The organism is Corynebacterium freiburgense (assembly GCF_030408815.1).
GTDB classification, from domain to species: Bacteria; Actinomycetota; Actinomycetes; order Mycobacteriales; family Mycobacteriaceae; genus Corynebacterium; species Corynebacterium freiburgense.
Window position 1 is genome coordinate 2,258,273 of the sequence record NZ_CP047355.1, and the last position, 16,070, is coordinate 2,274,342.

Here is a 16,070-nt window from a genome sequence, read left to right on the forward strand (position 1 = left end):
TTTCCCTGATATAACCCACCCAACATTACCCGAGGCAGGCCAGAAGTTTAAGCTGGTAGTTCAATTACAGCAGCACGACCTCAACCAGCGTGTTTACTCAAATGTGACAAGGTGCTATCGGTGCGTACTACGCTAGACAACCATGGGACGCACACAATCCCCTCGTTTCGCCTGGCTCCGCACGCTGACTCAACGCACCGCCAACAGTATTTCCGGGCTTCGAAAAAAGAATCGAAGCAAAGCAAAGAAATCGGACAAAGATGCGCCCATACATGACCGCGCTCTTGACCGAGGGCTCGCACGTTTGGGCGACCGTTTGGGCCTTGATACCCCTACCGAGGACGAACCGCGACGCCGCGCCATCGCCGTGAATGCAAAACCCACTCATACACTTGCACGAAATCTGTACTACGCGCCCGATATGGACGGTCAAGCAGACCCCGGCGAAGTGGTATGGATCATGGTAAATACCAATGGTCCCGACAATCCACCAACCGAACGTGCGATCGTAGTAGTGGGACGCACAGCCCACAATATCCTCGGATTACTTATCTCCCCCGATTCCACCCACAAAAACGAGCATAATTGGCTGGATATCGGCGCCGGAGGCTGGGACGAAGCTAGCCGCCAATGCTGGGTGCGACTAGATAAAGTCCTTGAAGTTCCAGAGTTGGATATCCGCCGCCAAGGCGCAATTATCCCTAAACAGAGATTCGAACGGATAGCCAATAGGCTGCGGAAAGAATTTGGGTGGGGTTAAAACAAACCTCACAACAAATTCACTCTAAATCCTCCAAACCAATTAACTCTTCTGGAGTTCTAATTGTCCTACCCAAAGCCGCAGAAACATATGGGGACCAAGGAAGCTCTAACCTCACAGCTTTTAGAAGCTTTTGATTACACATAATTTCTTCTATGGGGCCAGTAATCAATTGTTTCTTATGTATAATAATTGCTTTAGCAGCAAAAGCGTATGCCAAATTTACATCATGAGTTGAAAGTACAACCGCTGCATCGATTTGACTTAACGTACGGAGAAGTTGACGACAACCTGCTGGATCAAGTCCAGCAGTTGGTTCATCGAGCATCAGCACTTCAGGTTTCATAGCAAGCGCACCTGCAAGTGCTACTCGCTTTCGCTGACCATATGAGAGTTGCTGAGGTACGCGTTCTGCTAAATCAGCAATTTCGGCAGCCTGCATGGCTTCTTCCACACGCTTCGAAACATCCACTGCGCTTAAGCCTTGGTTCAAAGGTCCAAACGAAACATCATCACGTACAGAAAGTGCAAATATTTGATCGTCAGGTTCTTGAAGTACCAATTGCACAATTGATCGAGCGAAATTCTTGTCTTTCTTTTTTCCCCGCAGCGAACGTCCTCGAATAATCACGTTTCCCTGAGTTGGCTCCCATGAGCCACAAAGAAGACGAAATAACGTAGATTTACCGGCGCCGTTGGGACCAAGTAGAACAATTCTGTCGCCTGGTGAAATTTCAAGTGAAACGCCCTCAAAAATCGGCGGGCTATCATCATGCGCAAAATGTACATCACATAACTGCACAATTGGCTGTTTTGTATCCATAGATCAAGCTCTGCAAGTAAAATTAGATAATCTGCATGGGGAGGTAAAGACAAATAACCCCAATTGATATTAGAAAAACGAATATTGCTCCGACTCTTGACCACCGAGCGGGAGTATCATGCGAATTTCCCACGAGGTGCATTGTCTCAATATCACCCCGCAAAGATACCCCTTCACCAAGTCTTTGAGCATGTGTGAAGGCCACGATAAATAATGCAGCGATAAGTCCCGCAACCGAACGAATCCAACGAGACAAATTTGTATGCCCAAGCCGCGCCGCTTGAGCATCCCACATTATTCGCGCTGTAGTGAAAAGTGTTGATGTCATTCGATAGGTAAGCGACATTACATGCACAATCGAACTCGGCACACCAATATGACCGAGCCAACTTAATAACTGAGCCATTGGAGTGGTGACGGCAAAAATCATAGTCGAACTCATTGCAATCACAGACCTAGACAAAACGATGAACGCTTTCGTCGGGCCATCGTCGATAAAGACGATTCCGTTGTTTGTAATTGCAAATATCAATGGACCAACCCCCATTGCAATGAAAAGAGTAGGCGCAGCCACAAGGGTTCCATATAGCCGCCAAGGCACGCGTGCGCGCCAAGCGCACACCAGTATAATTAAGGCGAATAATGGAAGTGCAGGCATTGGTGGCAATGCAATCACGCACAGCGTGATCCCCAGCAATAATATTGCTTTTTCCGCAACACTAACTAATGCCCACTGGCTGCGCGCAGCGGCAAGCTCGAGTGCATTCACTTGGAGGAAGTGGTGTTTGTACTACCGTCCTTATGCTCATTTTGCGCTTTGCTGCGGCCACGGAAATTGCCCAATGCGAACCCCAAAACACCAGCTCCTAACGCAGATTGAAGCGCAAATAAACCCGATTCGACTTCTCCTGGTAATTCACCGACCAAAGGCTGGAACCAAGGTTCGTAACCTGGATTCTGCTCAGCAATAATACCTTCCGCAGCAGCATCGGTACCACCAAATTGTTCTTCCGCAGTCGGATCACCTAAATGAAAAAACATCGGAAAGGCAGCAATAATAATGGCTAATCCAACAAGACCCCATGTTTTTGTCTTCATCACTAAGATACCCCTTCTTTCGCATTCGCTTTCAGCTCGCCATTTACATTATCTTTGAGCCCCGCACCACTGAATACGCCAAGTATCCGCAATTCCTTTGCTGCGATAACCCGCAAACTGCGAAATACAAGCACAGTCACAATACCTTCGACAATTGCCAAAGGGATTTGAGTCGGTGCATAAAGTGCCATAAATGTAGTTGCCGCATGTCCGAAACCAGCCGCGTGATGTGCTGCCGCCAATTGCAAAGCAGTCACGATATAAGTGGACAAATCTGCAAAAAAAGCAGCCAGAAAAACCGAAATATCGAGTGAAAGTCCTGCCTTTCGAGAAACTCGCCACAAGCCGTACCCAACCCAAGGGCCCACTATTGCCATTGAAAAGACATTTGCCCCGAGCGTTGTAATACCCCCATGTGCCAGCAATAGCGCTTGAAAAAGTAAGACTATTGTTCCAAGCAATGCCATAACGGGCGGCCTAAAAAGCACAGCACCAAGTCCTGTACCAGTTGGGTGCGATGACGAGCCAGTTACCGAAGGGATTTTCAATGCACTCAATACAAAGGTAAATGCCCCAGCTGCCCCCAAAAGCAAACCCGTTTCGGGTTGACGTTTTATCTGCTTATTCATAGCAAGTGCACCATGAATAACAAATGGTGCTGAAGCAACTCCCCATGCTATTGCATGAGAAGCAGGAAGAAAGCCTTCCGCAATATGCATAATAATGCTCTTTCTGTCACGTGGTCAGCCGCCTCGCAGACCAATACCTGTGCAATGTTGCAGCCGGTCTCCTGGCTTCGCTTTGTTACCGTCTGCTACTACACACGCCTTCCCACGTTTGACGCAGTGGCAAAAGAACACCAGGTTCTGAGTAACAAACAACAAAACATACAGTGGCGAGGGCCGCTGCTGGATTCTCACCAGCATTCCCGAGCACTGCAACACCCCCAACCTAGCACGTTTAGCTGTATATAAAAACAAGGTATTAAGTCAAAATGCTGCCACGAAACTCCATCCGAGTTCATCCTCTCGTCTGTTGAATCATAAACACCAGTGCAGTTTTCCCTATAGGACCTCCTCCTCAGCTCCTTTTGAAATGTGCTGTTGGAAAATACGTACCGTTCCAGCACTAAAGCATCAGGAAAAGCATCCTTATTGCGCAGCATTCAGAAGGATCTCTAAGCAGTTTTGCTCGCAACAATTTCCCATGTGGGTTTGGCATCACGGCGTATTGCTTGCTACACTCCCTGTGTTCTTCACTTTGTAGGTGCAAGTGTTTAGGCGGGCAGGACCTTGGGTCCGCCTATGAATAACTTGCAAAAAGCATAATGCCAGGAAACGCCTACAGAGTGGTGTTTCATCCCTATTATATTTAAGAGGTATTTTCGTGGCTAATATTAAGTCCCAAATGAAGCGCATTCGCACCAACGAAAAGCGCCGCGTACGCAACCAGGCTATCCGCTCTGCCGTTCGTACTGAGATTCGTAAGTTCCGCGAGATTGTTGAATCTGGCGACAAGGCAGCTGCAGAGACCCAGCTTCGTATCGCTTCCCGGGCCCTGGATAAGTCAGTAACCAAGGGCGTATTCCACCGCAATAATGCGGCCAATAAGAAATCTTCTATGGCTCGCGCCTTCAATAAGATGGCTTAATTTACAGCCTGGTTTAGGCTGTAGTTCAATACCCGCCAAACAACCATTTCATACCCGCCACCACTGGTAATAGATATGAATGGTTTTGATTGGCGGGTTTTTGCTCTTTCTGCCTCACATGGACTTACGCCCATGTGTGCGAATATTTCCTTTGTGCGCTGCATAAATACTACCCCCACGATAGGTTAACGATGACGTTCTGGATAGCGAAAGTGAGTATGCTAGTAGCCACCTGTGAATTGTAGAAATTCGGTGATTGACCATGCCTTTTTCCGCTTTCCACCGGCGATCTGTAACTTCCATGATCGCCTTATCTACATGCATTGCCGCATTCTGTACTGGTTGCACAATGCCGAATTTTTTGTCGTTTCTAAAAGAAGTGCCAGCGCAGCAACAATCGACGGCGCAACAGCCTACCCCTCACTCGCCTATCCGGGCTGCTCAGTCTGAGCCAAATGCGAATAAAAATGTGGCTGCTTTATTGGACCCTCAGCAACCAGATCGCCCTATAAACCGTCAGGTTTCTAACCTCTGGCTGGCCCCAAACGATAACTCTGAATATCTCACGCCGGCTTTCGAACGTGGAAATCACAGGAAGGAGTTCACAGGTGCCCATGTCGAGTTTATTGGTGCCTCTAACGATTTACTTTCGTTTATGGTGAATATCGACGATTCACTCAATTTCTATGACGCAAATACATTCGACCAGCTTGAGAGCTTTCCTGCCCGAGGTTGCACCGAAGTTACATTTAGTAGTTTGACCTATTGCGCAAACCCGGAGCTTGAGGAAATTACGGTATTTGATACACACTTCCGGGAAGTACATGGCACTATTCCATTCCCAGGGAATATTGCAAATATTCGACTGTTAGGTTCGATTGAAAACCTCGACCTGGTACAGATAGAAACCACAGATCAGCAAGATATTATTGTTGCTATTGCCGATTTCCATACAGTTCGTTGGGAAGCAAAGATCCCACCTGAATCTCATTGTGGTTTGACTGCACAAAATACAACGGTGATTTGCAGCGAGCAGGATGGGGATACATATCGGCTAAGTTTTATTAATGCATTTTCTGGCTCCACTTTTCATACCACCGAAACGAAAGGAAAAGCACTTACCGCCTCCCATGGCTGGGTTGAGAAAACCGATGATAAACTCCGCTATCTAGGCACCGATGGTGCAGAATACACGCACACAACAGACCCAAGTTCAATTGTTGGTGATGTGTTTCCTTGGAATACACCACTCCACACTGGTGATTCTTCGCCCCAACCTCCAAATGAATTGGGTTTTATGGTAGAAAAGCCGCTCTTGCTTTTCGACGCCGCACACGTCCCAGTTTTACGTCAGATTGGAAATGGTTCCACGCCACGGGTCTTCTCACGACCAAATTCCTCGACCCCGGTATTTACCCTATATGGCGGTGAACGAGTAGCTTCGCTAGCGACCAATGGGCACCTCGTACTGGCGGAATCTGAAGATTCGTACTTCCTTAAAGATTTAGAGGCATTTAAAGAGCTTTATAGTTCGCCGAAGGACATTAATACCGAACTCACTATTAATCGAGGTTGGTTTGCAGTAAAACAACAGGTAGATGCATCTACGCAGAAAGTAACTGTGGTCGTCCCGGTTCCGGAATAACCATTACTTTGCCGCGAGCTCGGCGATTTCCCGGACCGCTTTTTCGATTGCATATTCGGCGCTAACCGATTGCCCTTTTACTGCTGCATCCAGCTCGCCCATAATAATTACTGCCTTTGACACAGCATCACCAGACCACCGCCGAGCGATCTTCGCAGTTTTGTCCACTTTCCATGGTGGCATCCCGACCACACTCGCCAATTGGTTTGCATTTATTTGCCGCGTTGAATACAGACGCGCAATCGCACCGACATTGCTCGACAGTGCGGCGGCAAGCATAACTGGGCTCATTCCAAGCTGTAGCGCCCGCCGAGTTGAAGCCACTGCCTTTGCTAGCTGACCAGTACACGCAAGGTCAGCTATATCGAATCCGCTGACTTCTGCCACCCCGGCATAATATTCGCGCACCTTTTCTAATGTGACATTGCCACCCGTATCGGCCACCAACTGGCTTATTGCGGAGGCAAGCTCACGCAGATCACTGCCGACGCCCTCTAAAACAGCATGCACAACATCCGCTGTGACGCGAACATTGTGCCGCCGAAATTCCGAAGTAACAAAACCTGGTCGCTCACTAGGTTTTAACGGAGTTACCTCATGGACTTTTGAAACCTGCCGGAATTTTTTCACCATTGCTTTCGTTCGTCCGCCACCGGAATGCACAATAATCAGGTAGATTCCTGGGGCCGGATTGGAGGCGGCGTCGAGAAGCAACTGGGACGGCTCTTTCCCGGCCTCATCGGTTTTCGCAGCTACCACAATACGGTCCTCCGCAAAAAGCGAAGGGCTGAGCAATTCCGCAAGCTCTGGTACACCGATATCGCCTGCTCGAACAATAGAAACCGGGACTTCCCCGCCGATCTGTGCGCGAATATGTGCGATGAGTTCGCTACGGACACGTTCGGCGAGAAAAGGCTCGTCACCCAAAATAAGATGCACCGGGGAAATCACAGCAACCATAGTAGAGGTCTACATACGCGCGCGCCGCTGAAGCACACCGACATACACCAAATTAGCGATCAAAATCGCCAAAGCGACAGAGATAACACTAATGATTATGGGGAAATCCGAAGGATTTTCCGTACCCCCAATATGCCGCATAAAAATGCCAAATGCCGCCCAAACGAGCACCAACGCATAGCCAATATCACGGAGATATATTGAGTTCCAAACACCAATAGAAAATCCGATAAGTAGCGCAGCAGCAAACCAAAATGGTTGATTGATATAAAATTCCTTCCAGCCAATGCTTACAAGCCAAGCATTGGTGTTTGCTACCATCGCTACCGTAATCCAGCCAAAATAAACCATAAATGGAACGACTATACAAATATAATCCCATGCTGTGCGTTCTGAAAAAGTCAGCTGGTGCACTTTACGAACAATCATTGAAAGGACAATAAACAATCCTACAATTAGCAAAAGTGAAGCGTCAATAACTCTATAATGCCATGCAAAAATCCAACCTACATTTAGCAGACAAGAGGCAATAAACAGCACTCCAATACGATTATAAATCTGCTCGTCAACACATGATTTAGCTCGCTGTCGAATCACCGAAAACTGATAGACCGAATAAACGGCGAGCAAGGTATAAATTACGCCCCAAATAGAAAAAGTAAAACCAGCAGGCGTAAAAAGGCTCGGATATCTACTTGAAATTTCGCCGGTGGTAAAACCGCCGATTCGGAATGTATTAGCAAATGTATTGATACCGATGGTCACAACCAGTGCAATCACAGAAAGCCACTTCGTTGCACGATCTTCCCAAAAGCGGACAGTTGAATCCGACATTGATATCACGATCCCCTCCTAACATATCTGGGGCACGAAACACCCGATGGGGCGCAACGACAAGACCCAAAACCAGAATATCGCATTTTACTTACTTTTGGGTGGCGCGGCGCGTTTTCGCGTTAATATTAATTTATTTTCATGAAGCGGTAATTTAGCTATCTTTTTGTTTAACCACCTGGACACTGATCAACGTTAATCCTAAAAGAACAGATGATATAGGGCACTGCTATAGAACCTTGAAAGGATATAACCAAAGGCTATAATAGCTCCTGTACTGCACGACCAGCTCTTTTATATAACAGCGCGACCGAAAACCGTTACCCTACCCACAGGACAGGTTTCCAAATAATGACTACGCAGCTACCCCATCCCCGATTTCAACGTCACATTTACCGTATTCTCATCGCAATTATTTTGGCTCTAGGAATAACAAGTATTGCCGCAACAAACTTATACGGAGCCAGCATCCCTATTGCCGAAGCAAATAACAAAATTGAGCTAGAAAGCAATGAGTGCAGCCATGTGACACAGAACAACATGGTGTACTGCGGAAACCCAGATAAGCCCGAAATTCAAGCGATTGATATCCATTCCGGGCAAACACTACACACGTACCCCGTGCCCCAAAGCAGAGCAACGGTAATGTACCTTGGCAACCTTGAAGAAGCAGACATCATATTAATCGAGGAAGACACTGGTAAAGACGGATTCTCATGGTTAGCTGCTGCACACAACGGTGAGTACGTATGGAAAAACAACGTGGAGAAGAATCTACATTGTGGTTTTACCACAAAAGACGCCACCATTATTTGCACAGAATTTAAAGATCCCGGCATGGTCTCTGAAGAAAGCGTTTCAACCAAGGTAACTACAATAAATGCTCACAATGGGGAGGTTACAAATGTTCGAGAAGTATTCTACGATGTAGAAAACTAACGTTTGCTCCACTAGAAAGTACAGCCCAGTGAATAAAGAGCAGCATCAAACCCCACCTCAAGATGATTTCCGAGGCATTGCAATAGTGAGTTTGACACTGGGCTTACTAACACACCTTATTGCTTTATGCCTAGCGATCGCATTTTATGTACTACCGGTAACGAAAATGTTCACCGCCTTATTGCCGGAAATTAGTATCTCAACCTCCGACACAACCCCCTTATCCTCCTCGCCCACATCCACACTCACTCCAGTACCAGAAGTGCCGCGGATACCCATAACAGACCGGAACCCTGATTTTCGGGCAAAGCCAAATACCAACAAATTATTTCTACATAATGACTACAAAACAGGATATAAGATATTTGAAGTTAAAGGAGATAATCCTGCATTCTTGGGCACTGACGTCCACCAAGAAACCCTGATTGTAAATAAAGACAATACGCTTCTTGAAGGGATTAGCGCAGTAGACGGCAAAACACGCTATTCCGTACCTGCGAGTTCATGCAGTGAAGTCACGGATAATATGATGGTGCACTGCATTAGCGGCGACGATTCTAAGGCAATACTAACCATTGATGCCAATACTGGAGACGTAGTGTCCAATACCGATTCGGAATTAGAATTTCACTCAGTTGAGGATGCATTTTCATTCGGAGACATTGAAATTGTCCACGTCCACGCTGAACAAAAAGATTCTGGAGTTTCTGATTTTGCAGTTGCAGTGCAAAACAACCAGAGGATTTGGCAAGCCGGACCTTTTAAAGCGACTTCTTGTGGCGTTATCTACGAAAACGCCATTTTCGGCTGTACGGGAATAACACAGGGCGGAAAAACGAATTCGACAAATCTATATAATGCACAAACTGGGGAGGCTACGATTTTGTTTAATCCTGGATCTCTGAGCTCTCTACTTGCGGACGGATGGTTTATCTATTCAGGAAATTCAGATTTCCGCTTAGAATATTTCCATAACCAAAGCAGCTTAACGACTTCGGAGCCTCTTATCGATCAAATACTCCCCTCGAATAGCAATCTCGCGGGCAATAACGAAACCGCTCTTTCGTACCATATAGAACCGTATCTCCAATTGGCGAAAAACGAATATATAGTTGTAAATTCGGAAGGTGAAATTAAGTTCCACAATAATTTAAAGGATCTTTACACATTTTATCGACTAAACGAAAATATACCCGCATTTACCACTAAACCAAATGAAAATATAGCCACCGTATCTCAAAATGGTGAACTAGTGCTTAAGTTTAAGTCTGATTCCAAACAGTTGACTTTACTGGACACCACAAATGGAAAAGATCTCTTTACAATCCCAAACCTGAAACGCGAAATTAAAATTGTCAATGGAACACTTGTTGTAACGCCGGATGGGCAGGATACCAAGGAAAACAAAGTAATTCGCATATACATTCCAATTCACCCCTTGGGTAATTAGGTCGCACATAACTAAAACCGGCCGTCCGCAGCGCGCTGCGTACCGTCTTCTAAAACGAAAACCTCCCCATCCCGATTGGGAAATAACACCGGTATTCCGCGCCGAGTAATCGTTGGCCGCACTTTTCGACGCCCCTCAGCATCAAGCACCACAACCACCTGCGTCCCCTCTGGCGGTTCATACTCATCCACGATCTTCTGTTCTACAACCACATTAAGACAATTGAGCGGCACCTCAGCGGGACGTCGAAAAGCACTAGCCGAGGGGAAATACCAAAGAGCAACAATACTTAGAAATGCTCCAACAATGTGTTTTCCAAACCCGCGATAGAATCCGTATGCGATCCACAAGCAACCGCAGAGAATCCACATAGAAGGAGCATAAATCTCCGGACCCACAAATGTTTCAGCTACCCAATGAACATATTTTGCACATGGATCGACTATGAAAAACGGCACACGTTCCAGTTTGCCCGGTAATAAAGAGCAGACCACAGACACGATACCAAGTACAGTAATTAAACCGATCACAGGCGCGACAAGTAGATTTGTGACCACCGAAACCAAAGGCACACGACCACTCATAATTGCGATTATTGGAGCGGTTGTGAGATCTGCTGCTATTGCGATCCCGAGGGCTCGTGCAACGATTTCCGGAATGCGTTTTCCGTACAAAGAAATCCGTGTTAGTGATGGCAATAGTAGCGGCTGCAAAATCACGATTCCAGCTGTCGCTGCAACCGAAAGCAAAAATCCAAATTCCACGGCCAGATTGCTATCCCAGACCATTAAACAACATATAGCCAACGCCAACCCATGAACCGGCTGCATTTTCGAACTATTTACCAAAGCAAGCAAGCCAATAACTCCGGTTATCCCGGCCCTTAGAACACTTGGCTCAGTGCCAACAATGCCTAGATATCCTATTAGCGAACCAAACGCCATGGCGATTTGAAGCTTGGGCGGGCAGGTTATAAAACGAGCAACAATCAATACTGAAGAAACGACTATTGCAACATTTGAACCACTGACTGCGGTAAGGTGCGAAAGCCCAGTATCAATATAGAGCTGCCTCTCCTGCTCCGACTGCATGTTCGTATCACCCAGCACCATTCCAGGCACCAACCCAGAAGAATCCGAACTTAGCCATTGTTCCGCTGCCTGCGCAAACGTTAATCGAATACGCGCAGTAAGAGCTTGCCAACCCTGGGGAGGCGAAAGCACTTCAAACTGATTAGCTATAACTAATTCCTGAACCAACCCCGCGCGATCGCTAGGCTTCGTCTTTGCGCTCACCTCAAGAAAAGCTCCCGCAGCCGGCGGCTCAGTACTCATAATCAAAGGAACATCTGCCGGAAAATCCGGAGAACGCAATGCAGTAACCCATGTCCCCTCCCGAACCTTACGAGGATGTTCCACTAGAAATCCTCGGAGTTGGGTTGGCACTTTTAGGTTTGCAGCTGCAACTCTTGAAGAAGAAAGCACAAAAGTAACGGTGCCACCAACAAGCAATAGCACCGCTTGACCGAACTGACGAACGGCAATTGCAATAACGAACACCAGTATTAAAGCCACGACAGCAACCCACGATAACCGGAACACTACGGCGGCCGTCGTAACCCACATTATGAATGCCAGCGGCACCAAACGCAGCTCGGTCATAACGTAACTAAACCTTTGAGCTGCTCAAACTTTGCAGCACCAATCCCCTTCACCTCCTGCAATTGGTCCACGCTCGAAAAGCCACCATGGGAATCCCGAAAATCCACGATAGCCTGCGCTGTTTTCTCCCCGACACCCGGCAATTCCTGCAATTGCGCAACAGTCGCAGCATTCAAGCTCACTAAACCAGAGCCACCCGAACCAGGCGGCGATTGCGGATCGACGCCCTCCGCTGGCGGCACCGGAGCACCTATCGGGGGAACCACAATCTGCATCCCATCCGCTGCCTTCTGCGCTTGATTTACCGCAATAATATTCGCCTCCGGTTTAATGCCAGCATGTGCTAATGCATCAGCGATCCGAGCATCCGGGGGCAGTGTCACTAACCCGGGACGCTCCACTTCACCAACAACTGAAACCACAACCTCCGTACTCGGGACACTCGATTCCGTAGTAGAAACCGCCAATGCTGATGCAAAGGAATGCTGCTCAGTAGGCGGATCCGGCGCAAACACTAGGAAATAACCAACCAAGCCAAGTACTAAAACACCGCCAAAAATCGCTCCTTGGCGAACCGAAACCCCAAAACGGGGCTCCGGATATTCGACGTCAAGAAGCTCCTCTTCCCCAGTTGGAGCCGTAAATTCCTTTAACCTCTCAAGAGCACTACCCATAGCGCACACGCTAAAGAGCACCCAGCCCAAACACCAGCAATGCACAAACAAACGACACCAAAACTGTGGACAACTCTAAGTTCTCCACAGATCACGGCAAGCAAATCCACGTGAGTCTTGCAAAAATCACAAAACTCAACTACACGGTAAGCATCCCTTCCAACCAGCGGAACTTCTGCCGCCCAATACCCTTGACCTTCTGTAAATCCTCTAACGAGTCAAACCCACCATGAGCATCCCGATACCGCACAATTGCACGAGCCGTTACCGCTCCAACACCAGGCAAATTATCCAACATCTCGAACGTCGCCGTATTGATATTTAATTTGTGGGCATCAGGTACAGCGGGAATCGGAGGGACAACTGGAGTAGTCGTAGCAGAACTGGAGTGGCTATCTACTGAAACATGTTCTGGTTGATGGGTAGCTTCTGATTTTTGAGTGGCGGCACTTTGCGAAACTGCTGGATCAACTACTTGGTTTTGCAAATCGTTTGATGTTTCGTTCGATATATAATCCGTCGATGTACTGGCTTTCAAGCTAGTTGCGATGTCAGACGCTGGTGTTTCAATATCGGACTTGAAGGCGGGCTCTGGTTGCTCGGCTTTTATAGTGCTAGAAACAATCTTTTGGTCGTTGCTGACCGATGTGAATTGAGCTGGCTCAAGTACTTTTATCGCTGGCTGATGTTTCTGATCTGGAAGAGGTTTACGCACTATAGGTGATTGGAACTGCCACTGATATCGTGATTGCGAAAAATACATATAGCAGCCGACGCCGATCAATAACGCTGCCGACCATTTGAACCAAATTTGACGCTTCGATCCTTGTCGTTGTTCCTGCCTCTGACCTGACATTTCACCTGCAACGATTCCCATACATCCACGCTAGACAACTCACAACCTAAAAGTCAGCGTTTAGTCGGACTTTTTAGGGGAATTATCCAGATACGTCAACGAAGTTCACACAATTCTGTGAAAAATACGCAATGGCCCAGGGTAGAGCATTAAACAATGTATGAATACTGCACCAGAGCAGTCCCCCGAAATAGTTCCCTTAGAGCCGTCGATTTTTCAATCGAACATATTTACCTAATTGCATCGGAATTGCTCGCATGGATTATATTCGGCTTACAGTTATAGCTAAAAGACTATGGTTTTTCGATAACGGCAATACCAATATGAGCGGTTTTGGGAGCGTCGAAGTCTCTGGGAACGGTCTTCGTGGCAGATGGTCTTTGGCGGGTTTACCCAAGAGGCTTAAGTAAATCCAGTCAAGGCCTGGGAAGGCTTGAAGCAGGGGCCTGGAAGGTCTGGGGCAGGCCAGGAAAGGCTAGCCGGGCCTGGGAAAGGCTCAGGCCGGCAGATTTATGTTGTTGGCTTTCGGTTTGGGGGTGTGAGCTGGGGAAATGCGGCGGCGGGTTGTGGGTGATGTGAAATTTGCCTTGTTGGGTGGTGGGGTGTGTCAGATCTGCCTGATTTTCGGGGTGGGTTGGCTGCTTTTCCAGAGTTTCCCGGGGGTTTGAGTTGGTTTCCTGGGTGAGTTGGTTGGTTTCCCGAGCCTTCGAGCCGTTTTCCGGGGTGTTTGATAGGCGCACCCTATTGAACTAGTGATGTTTTCATGCCTACTGTCGCAGATTCCATTAAAACAGTGAAAAAAATGGAATTTGTGACAGCAACCAATCTTGCGCACAAGCGTTGACCTGGGGTTTGTCGCAGATTCCATTAAAACAGTGAAAAAAATGGAATCTGTGACAGGTTCCCTACCTATCGTGTCGCAGATTCCATAAAATCGCCTGAAAAAATGGAATCTGTGACAACACGCCCAACCAGCGCCCAACCAGACCCCCGAAAAGGCCAACCAGACCAAGCACCTCCCACCCAGGCTCCAAAAAGGCCTCCCAACCCCCAACCAAATCCCAGCTCACCACAAGCACACAACTAAACCACAAGCACACAACTAAACCACCGGCCACACAACCTGAAAACCAAGCCACAAACCACACCCCCTTCAGTCACACCAGCTACAAAATCACAAACCCCAATAGTTAATCCCGTAACACCAGCCCGTATTTTTACACCCGCACAGCTATTGCATTCGCATCATTCTTGATTCCATATTCCCAGCACAAACGCCCATACTTCAAAAATTAAGCTTGAATTTGCAATACCTCTTTACCGATTAACTTAGGTAAGGGTACCCTGGCGGAATGAAGGATATTGGGAGCTTGATGTTCCCAAGGTAATACCAAGTAGGAAGGATCCTTGATGGCCAAGGTCAAACGGCAGGTCCCCAATCCCAGCGAAATTTTCGATCTGCTCCAGTTTAAAAAGCCGGATCTCAACCTTAAACGCGCCCGACTAAGGCAAGCTCAGACGATTGAAGATCTTCGTCGAATTGCAAAGCGTCGCACCCCTGCCGCTGCTTTTGATTACACCGATGGCGCAGCTGACGATGAAATCTCAATGAATCGCGCTCGCCAAGCATTCCGCGATGTCGAGTTTCATCCATCAATCCTGAAAGACGTTTCAAAGGTTGATACTTCCTGCGAAGTTTTCGGGGGCCCTTCCGCACTCCCATTCGGCATTGCTCCGACTGGTTTTACGCGCTTAATGCAAACAGAGGGTGAGCTTGCTGGCGCGGCAGCAGCTGGCAAGGCTGGCATTCCTTTCTGTCTCTCTACACTCGGCACTACTTCGATCGAAGATGTGAAAGCTGCGAACCCGCTTGGCCGTAATATGTTCCAGCTTTATGTAATGCGCGAACGCGAGATTTCCTACGGTCTCGTAGAGCGCGCCGCTAAAGCTGGCTTCGATACTTTGTTCTTTACTGTTGATACTCCGGTCGCGGGTGCACGTCTTCGAGATAAGCGCAATGGCTTCTCTATTCCACCGGAGATTTCTCTCGGCACTGTGCTCAATGCGATTCCTCGCCCTTGGTGGTGGATGGACTTTATCACCACCCCACCACTGCAATTTGCGTCTCTCACTACGACAGGCGGAACTGTAGGAGAATTGCTCAACGCGGCAATGGATCCCTCGATCCAATTTTCGGACCTTGAAGAAATCCGAGCAATTTGGCCTGGAAAACTTGTGGTTAAGGGCGTCCAAAATGTCGAAGATTCCAAGAAGCTTGCCGATCTTGGTGTTGATGGCATTATTCTTTCCAACCACGGCGGTCGCCAGCTTGACCGTGCCCCTGTTCCGTTCCATCTTGTTCCAGAAGTTGTTCGAGAGGTTGGCAAAGACCTTGAAGTCACGATGGATACCGGAATTATGCATGGTGCGGATATTGTTGCCGCGCTTGCAGTGGGCGCCAAATTCACCTTTATTGGTCGCGCTTATTTGTACGGACTGATGGCTGGCGGCGAGGCAGGGGTTGATCGCGCTATCGAAATCCTTGCCGAGCAGGTCCGCCGCACAATGCAGCTCCTTCAGGTGGAAACCATTGAGGAACTCGGGCCCCAGCACGTCACTCAATTGACACGCCTCACCCCGAAACACGGCACCTCCAGCGAACGGGTTTTCTAACCTCCAACGCTTTTCGACGCCCCGACCAGCAGCTATGTTTGCTGGCC

Annotated in this window: 15 protein-coding genes and 1 riboswitch; of the genes, 6 read left to right on the forward strand and 9 right to left on the reverse strand. The window is 47.9% G+C overall.

Translation table 11 applies throughout. The features are described from left to right. Positions 1–142: 142 nt before the first annotated feature. Positions 143–760, forward strand: a complete 618-nt coding sequence (locus tag CFREI_RS10145; protein ID WP_084170636.1) for a type II toxin-antitoxin system PemK/MazF family toxin — start codon at positions 143–145, stop codon at positions 758–760. 19 nt (positions 761–779) lie between these two features. On the opposite strand, the gene CFREI_RS10150 is transcribed toward CFREI_RS10145, so the two are convergent. The 4 genes from CFREI_RS10150 to CFREI_RS10165 are packed head-to-tail and all read right to left on the reverse strand — an operon-like array spanning position 780 to position 3,400. Beyond that, positions 780–1,583 carry an energy-coupling factor ABC transporter ATP-binding protein gene (locus CFREI_RS10150; RefSeq protein ID WP_027011730.1) on the reverse strand — a complete coding sequence of 268 codons (804 nt, stop codon included), beginning with the start codon at positions 1,581–1,583 and terminating at the stop codon, positions 780–782. A 22-nt stretch (positions 1,584–1,605) separates the two neighbouring features. Continuing rightward, positions 1,606–2,352, reverse strand: coding sequence for a cobalt ECF transporter T component CbiQ (cbiQ, locus tag CFREI_RS10155; protein ID WP_051255776.1), 747 nt, complete (start codon positions 2,350–2,352; stop codon positions 1,606–1,608). Next, a complete protein-coding gene (locus CFREI_RS10160) occupies positions 2,349–2,681 on the reverse strand; it encodes an energy-coupling factor ABC transporter substrate-binding protein (RefSeq protein WP_027011729.1) in 333 nt (110 codons plus the stop codon). The genes cbiQ and CFREI_RS10160 overlap by 4 nt, the downstream gene beginning before the upstream one ends. A 2-nt stretch (positions 2,682–2,683) precedes the next feature. Continuing rightward, the gene (locus tag CFREI_RS10165) at positions 2,684–3,400 is read right to left on the reverse strand and encodes an energy-coupling factor ABC transporter permease (RefSeq protein WP_035111300.1); all 717 of its coding nucleotides are present in this window, start codon (positions 3,398–3,400) and stop codon (positions 2,684–2,686) included. A 44-nt stretch (positions 3,401–3,444) separates the two neighbouring features. Then, positions 3,445–3,636: riboswitch (cobalamin riboswitch) on the reverse strand. 431 nt (positions 3,637–4,067) lie between these two features. Here CFREI_RS10165 and rpsT point away from each other — a divergent pair. Both rpsT and CFREI_RS10175 read left to right on the forward strand, forming a co-directional pair. Then, positions 4,068–4,331, forward strand: a complete 264-nt coding sequence (gene rpsT, locus CFREI_RS10170) for a 30S ribosomal protein S20 (protein WP_027011728.1) — start codon at positions 4,068–4,070, stop codon at positions 4,329–4,331. Between the two features lie 262 nt (positions 4,332–4,593). Beyond that, positions 4,594–5,976 carry a hypothetical protein gene (locus CFREI_RS10175; protein WP_027011727.1) on the forward strand — a complete coding sequence of 461 codons (1,383 nt, stop codon included), beginning with the start codon at positions 4,594–4,596 and terminating at the stop codon, positions 5,974–5,976. 3 nt (positions 5,977–5,979) lie between these two features. Here the strand turns inward: CFREI_RS10175 and holA are convergent, their stop codons facing one another. Beyond that, positions 5,980–6,936, reverse strand: a complete 957-nt coding sequence (gene holA, locus CFREI_RS10180) for a DNA polymerase III subunit delta (protein ID WP_027011726.1) — start codon at positions 6,934–6,936, stop codon at positions 5,980–5,982. Between the two features lie 9 nt (positions 6,937–6,945). Further along, positions 6,946–7,770, reverse strand: a complete 825-nt coding sequence (locus CFREI_RS10185; RefSeq protein WP_051255775.1) for a TspO/MBR family protein — start codon at positions 7,768–7,770, stop codon at positions 6,946–6,948. A 351-nt stretch (positions 7,771–8,121) separates the two neighbouring features. Between CFREI_RS10185 and CFREI_RS10190 the strand changes: the two genes are divergently transcribed. Together CFREI_RS10190 and CFREI_RS10195 are read left to right on the forward strand one after the other, a co-directional pair. Further along, on the forward strand, positions 8,122–8,709 hold the full coding sequence (locus CFREI_RS10190) for a hypothetical protein (protein WP_027011725.1): 588 nt from the start codon (positions 8,122–8,124) through the stop codon (positions 8,707–8,709). Positions 8,710–8,737: 28 nt separating this feature from the next. Beyond that, entirely contained in the window at positions 8,738–10,159 is a 1,422-nt protein-coding gene (locus CFREI_RS10195) for a hypothetical protein (protein WP_027011724.1), read from the forward strand. 11 nt (positions 10,160–10,170) lie between these two features. Here CFREI_RS10195 and CFREI_RS10200 read toward each other — a convergent pair whose 3' ends face one another. The 3 genes from CFREI_RS10200 to CFREI_RS10210 form a co-directional block, all read right to left on the reverse strand. Then, entirely contained in the window at positions 10,171–11,820 is a 1,650-nt protein-coding gene (locus CFREI_RS10200; RefSeq protein ID WP_027011723.1) for a ComEC/Rec2 family competence protein, read from the reverse strand. After that, positions 11,817–12,494, reverse strand: a complete 678-nt coding sequence (locus tag CFREI_RS10205) for a ComEA family DNA-binding protein (RefSeq protein ID WP_027011722.1) — start codon at positions 12,492–12,494, stop codon at positions 11,817–11,819. Before CFREI_RS10205 ends, CFREI_RS10200 begins: the two co-directional genes overlap by 4 nt. 139 nt (positions 12,495–12,633) lie before the next feature. Next, complete coding sequence (locus CFREI_RS10210; RefSeq protein ID WP_027011721.1) at positions 12,634–13,371, reverse strand: ComEA family DNA-binding protein; 738 nt, start codon at positions 13,369–13,371, stop codon at positions 12,634–12,636. Between the two features lie 1,389 nt (positions 13,372–14,760). Here CFREI_RS10210 and CFREI_RS10215 point away from each other — a divergent pair. Next, on the forward strand, positions 14,761–16,023 hold the full coding sequence (locus CFREI_RS10215) for an alpha-hydroxy acid oxidase (RefSeq protein ID WP_027011719.1): 1,263 nt from the start codon (positions 14,761–14,763) through the stop codon (positions 16,021–16,023). Positions 16,024–16,070 lie beyond the last annotated feature (47 nt).

Coding starts and splice junctions, on each gene's coding strand:
- CFREI_RS10190 (WP_027011725.1), top strand. CDS start 8,122: ATGACTACGCAGCTACCCCATCCCCGATTTCAACGTCACATTTACCGT.
- CFREI_RS10215 (WP_027011719.1), top strand. CDS start 14,761: ATGGCCAAGGTCAAACGGCAGGTCCCCAATCCCAGCGAAATTTTCGAT.
- CFREI_RS10165 (WP_035111300.1), bottom strand. CDS start 3,400: ATGCATATTGCGGAAGGCTTTCTTCCTGCTTCTCATGCAATAGCATGG.
- CFREI_RS10205 (WP_027011722.1), bottom strand. CDS start 12,494: ATGGGTAGTGCTCTTGAGAGGTTAAAGGAATTTACGGCTCCAACTGGG.
- CFREI_RS10200 (WP_027011723.1), bottom strand. CDS start 11,820: ATGACCGAGCTGCGTTTGGTGCCGCTGGCATTCATAATGTGGGTTACG.
- CFREI_RS10210 (WP_027011721.1), bottom strand. CDS start 13,371: ATGGGAATCGTTGCAGGTGAAATGTCAGGTCAGAGGCAGGAACAACGA.
- CFREI_RS10145 (WP_084170636.1), top strand. CDS start 143: ATGGGACGCACACAATCCCCTCGTTTCGCCTGGCTCCGCACGCTGACT.
- holA (WP_027011726.1), bottom strand. CDS start 6,936: ATGGTTGCTGTGATTTCCCCGGTGCATCTTATTTTGGGTGACGAGCCT.
- CFREI_RS10150 (WP_027011730.1), bottom strand. CDS start 1,583: ATGGATACAAAACAGCCAATTGTGCAGTTATGTGATGTACATTTTGCG.
- CFREI_RS10185 (WP_051255775.1), bottom strand. CDS start 7,770: ATGTCGGATTCAACTGTCCGCTTTTGGGAAGATCGTGCAACGAAGTGG.
- CFREI_RS10160 (WP_027011729.1), bottom strand. CDS start 2,681: ATGAAGACAAAAACATGGGGTCTTGTTGGATTAGCCATTATTATTGCT.
- CFREI_RS10175 (WP_027011727.1), top strand. CDS start 4,594: ATGCCTTTTTCCGCTTTCCACCGGCGATCTGTAACTTCCATGATCGCC.